Source organism: Roseateles toxinivorans, assembly GCF_004362525.1.
GTDB lineage: Bacteria > Pseudomonadota > Gammaproteobacteria > Burkholderiales > Burkholderiaceae_C > Paucibacter > Paucibacter toxinivorans.
Genome location: NZ_SNXS01000008.1, coordinates 147,014 through 150,929, shown reverse-complemented (window position 1 = coordinate 150,929; position 3,916 = coordinate 147,014). Strand labels below are relative to the sequence as shown.

General features: G+C 61.7%; 2 protein-coding genes and 3 tRNA genes. 4 read left to right on the top strand and 1 reads right to left on the bottom strand.

Features of this window, described 5'->3' with window-relative positions; all coding sequences use genetic code 11:
* Positions 1–164: 164 nt before the first annotated feature.
* Positions 165–2,816, bottom strand: a complete 2,652-nt coding sequence (locus DES47_RS23520) for a TonB-dependent receptor (RefSeq protein WP_133703212.1) — start codon at positions 2,814–2,816, stop codon at positions 165–167.
* Between the two features lie 570 nt (positions 2,817–3,386).
* Between DES47_RS23520 and DES47_RS23515 the strand changes: the two genes are divergently transcribed.
* From DES47_RS23515 to DES47_RS29735, 4 genes are all read left to right on the top strand, one after another.
* Positions 3,387–3,472 (top strand) — tRNA-Tyr (locus DES47_RS23515).
* A gap of 72 nt (positions 3,473–3,544) precedes the next feature.
* A tRNA-Gly gene (locus DES47_RS23510) sits at positions 3,545–3,618 on the top strand.
* A 72-nt stretch (positions 3,619–3,690) separates the two neighbouring features.
* A tRNA-Thr gene (locus DES47_RS23505) sits at positions 3,691–3,765 on the top strand.
* 55 nt (positions 3,766–3,820) lie between these two features.
* The coding region (locus DES47_RS29735) for a GTP-binding protein (protein ID WP_033470817.1) at positions 3,821–3,916 on the top strand (96 nt) is incomplete at its 3' end.

The window sequence follows — 3,916 nt, the reverse complement described above, 5'->3', positions numbered from 1 at the left end:
CGGCAAAACCAAGTGCCGCTAGCGCAGCGGGCTTCAACATTCCACTTCAGGTCGGGGCCAGCACCGATGACTGCGCTTTGTGCAGACCTTCCCTAGGCTTCCGGCCGGCCCATAAAAAAAGCCCGGCGGGTGCCGGGCTTTGCAGGAATCGGACAGAAGCCCGATCAGAACTTCGCGCTCAAACCGACGCGATAGGTGGCTTCGCCCATGAACGACCAGGCGGGATAGCCCTCCTTCAGCGAGGCGCGCAACGTCGTGCCGGCGCCGGCTGCACCGTACTGGATGTCGTCCTTCTTCAGCAGATTGGTCACGTCGAAGCTCAGGCGCAGCTTGTCGTTGATGTTCCAGCCGAAGCTCAGGTCCAGCGAACCGAAGGCGTCATGCATGCGGTTGCTGTAGTAGCCGGTCTCGCGAACCATGTACTTGGAGCGCCAGTTGTAGGCCACACGAGCGGAGTAGGTGGCGTTTTCCCAGTAGCCGACCAGATTGGCGTTGTGCTTGGACGAGAGGGTGAACAGGTTCAGCTCGTCCTGATAGCTCTTGCCAGGGGCCGTTGCGTCGGTATACGTGTAGTTGACCGAGGTGCCGAAGCCGTTGCCGAAGGCATGGTTGATCTGGGCCTCGATGCCGTTGATCTTGCCGCCACCGGCATTCTTGTAGGTATTGATCGTCCAGTTGTCCTTGCCGGTGTCCGGGCTGACCAGGCCGATCTGCTGGTTCACAAGGGTATCGGTGGTGATGAAGTTGTCTATCTTCTTGTGGAAGTAGGTCAAGGCCACCAGGTTGCCACGGCCGTAGTAGTACTCGATGCCCAGGTCGAACTGCTTGGACTCCATCGGCTTGAGGCCGATGTTGCCGAAGGTCACCGTTTCGTTGCCCGGCAGCGTGTCTTGCCATCCCGCGGTGGAGCCGCCAATGAACATATTGTCGTAGTTCGGGCGGGTGATGGCCTTCGAGGCGGCAAAGCGCAGCTTCGTCTCCTTGTTCAGGTCATACACCAGGTTCATGCTGGGCAGCAGGTCGTTGTAGGACGCCTCGGTGTTCTTCTTCGTGGTGCTCCAGCCGCGGTTCGCCTCGACCACATTGGCCAGATCACTCTTGCCGTCATAGAAGTAGGCCGAGGCGTTCGCCTTGGTGTGGATGTAGCGCAGGCCGAAGTTGCCGTGCAGCTGGTCCTTCTCGAAGTCGAACATGCCATACACGGCCGTGTTCTTCTCTTTCAGCTCCCCGTAGCCGCCGCGCGACTCGACCCAGCTGCTGACGTTGGCATTGGCCAGGGCGAACATCGCGTCCAGATTGGGCTTGGGCACGCTCCAGCCCGGTGTACCGACGGGCATGGAGCCGTCGAACAGGCTGGCGGTCGGCGCGGTCACAGCCGTCGCGACGAAGGTCGGGCGGTACTCCGTCTTCGAGAAGGTGTGCGTGGTCGCGCGGGCACCCGCCTTGAACTGCGTCAGCGCACCCCAGTTCAGGTCGAAGGTTGCGTCTGCCTGGACAAAGTCCTCCTTGTCCTTGTTCGGGCCGCGGGCCGTGGCCCAGGTTTCGGGGCCGGAGGTCGTCGGCAGCTTGGACAGCGGCACGCTCATGTCGGTGCTGGGCGTCATCACGATCTGCTTGCCGGTGGCGTCGGTGGTGCCCATCCACTTGGGCATGCCGGGTGCGTTGCCCCAACCGACATAGCTGTAGTTGCTGGTCAGCGATGTGCCGCCGTCGGCCTTGGTGGTGCCGGCCACGGCTTCCAGCTTGAAGCTGTCCGCCTTGTAGGAGCCGTTCAGCACCAGGCTGTCCGAACTCATCGTGGCGTCGCGCGCCCAGGTCTGCATGAACGTGCTGGAGGCATTGCTGGCGTCCAGCGTGGTCTTCAGGCATAGCAGACCCGCGGTCGGGTTGGCCAGCTTGCAGGCGTTGGTGTCGGCGTAGCCCTTGCCCGGATCCTGCAAGGTGAAGGCGTAGTGCGTGGTGTTGCCTGCCGGAGCCTTGTACTCCAGGCGGGTGTAGTTCAGGCCCAGCTCCATGCCGGCGGCGGGGCGGGCCTGCAGGGTCAGGTTCACGGCCGAACGCTCCTTTTCCTGGAGGAAGGTGCCCGGCACGACGTCGCCGGACCAGCGGCCGTCAGCCTCGATGCCACGGCGCATGTAGTCGCCCTTCTGCACCGCGCCGGAAATCAGCACGCCGACGGTTTTTTCAGGGCTCCTCCAGCTGAACAGGGCGGAAGCCTCCTTGTCCAGATCGGTGCTGATCGTGCCCTTGCCGAGCTTGATGCTGGCGAAGCCGGTGCCGGCCGGCAGGTCCAGCGGCTTGCGGGTCTTGACGATCACGGTGCCGCCGATACCGCCTTCGGTCAGGTCGGCCTGGGAGGTCTTGTACACCTCCATGCCGCCAATCAGCTCGGAGGGCAGCAGGGAGTAGTTGAACGAGCGGTCAATGGCCTTCTGGTCATACCAACCGGTCGAGGCCATGGACTGGCCATTCAGCGTCGTGTAGGTCATCTGCGGATCGGTGCCGCGGATCGACACCGAGGCGCCGACACCGAAGTCGCGGCCGACCGAGATACCGGGAATGCGGCCCAGCGCCTGGCCGACGTCGGCATCCGGCAGCTTGCCCACGTCTTCGGCGGAGACGGCGTCCACCACAGCGTTGGCGTTCTTCTTGATGTTCACGGCCGTTTGCAGCGACGCACGGATACCCGTGACAACCACTTGCTCAAGCTGGTCGGCAGGCTTGGCTTGCCCCGCTTGTTGGGCGTGCAGCGGCAAGGCGATGCCTGCGATCGCAAATGCAACGGCGGTTGCGACGGGTGTTTTTCTAACCTTCATGAACGGCTCCTAGAGCTTGGCCTGTGGATTCGGACGTGGCCTATTACGACGCAGGATCAAGTCGGTGGCCGCCCGGATGTGGCGACATGACTGATCCCCCCATTAACGCTTTCTTCTTACAACCAATGACGTGCCACTGTGCTACCGGGGCATGCCACTTTGGTACCAATTCTGAGCGCTTCGTGAGCGCGGCGCAACGGGCAAATGGGGGGATTAAGGGATACCCCTAGGAATCCAATCCAACACCAGTTGGCCTTTTACGGCCCGGACTGCTTGCTATAGGTGCAAACGCGGACGGTAGGTGTGAGTTGGCGGGTTGTCGCCTCTTCAGCTTGGGTTGACTGCTGCCGGCGCCGCAGCGGTGTTGCGGTCTTGTCTGGTAATACCAGTCGTGGGCCAGTCCCTGGGTCCGGCTGGTCAGCGCCAGTGGCGGCGCCTGGGCGTCGCCCCACTGTCACGCGCCTGCGGCAGAATGGAGGGCTGCCCCGGCCTCGCCCAGGCTTCGGGCAAATCTTTTTCGCAGTCGCTGTGGATTTTCTGAAAACCCTGTTATAGTCTGAGGCTCACCTCGGAGGGGTGCCCGAGTGGCTAAAGGGGGCAGACTGTAAATCTGTTGGCTTACGCCTACGCTGGTTCGAATCCAGCCTCCTCCACCAGGTGACCTAATAAAGAAAGAAGGGTTGCTGACCGAAAGTTTGCGGTCAGCGGCGCTGCAGTGTTGCTCCCGGGCGGGAGTAGTTCAATGGTAGAACCTTAGCCTTCCAAGCTAATGACACGGGTTCGATTCCCGTTTCCCGCTCCATACGGAGTGGGTTTGGAAGGTGGAAGCGTCGATAGCGGCTTGAAGTCTTTGTGAGTTCAATCCAGTGTCGATGCCCATGTGGCTCAGTGGTAGAGCACTCCCTTGGTAAGGGAGAGGTCACGCGTTCGATCCGCGTCATGGGCACCACCTCTTTTCTCATTTCTTCGTAGCAAGGTCGAACTGACCGCCGGGAGCAAGCAACATGGCAAAAGGCAAGTTTGAACGCACCAAGCCCCACGTGAACGTGGGCACGATTGGTCACGTTGACCATGGCAAGACGACGCTGACGGCGGCGATC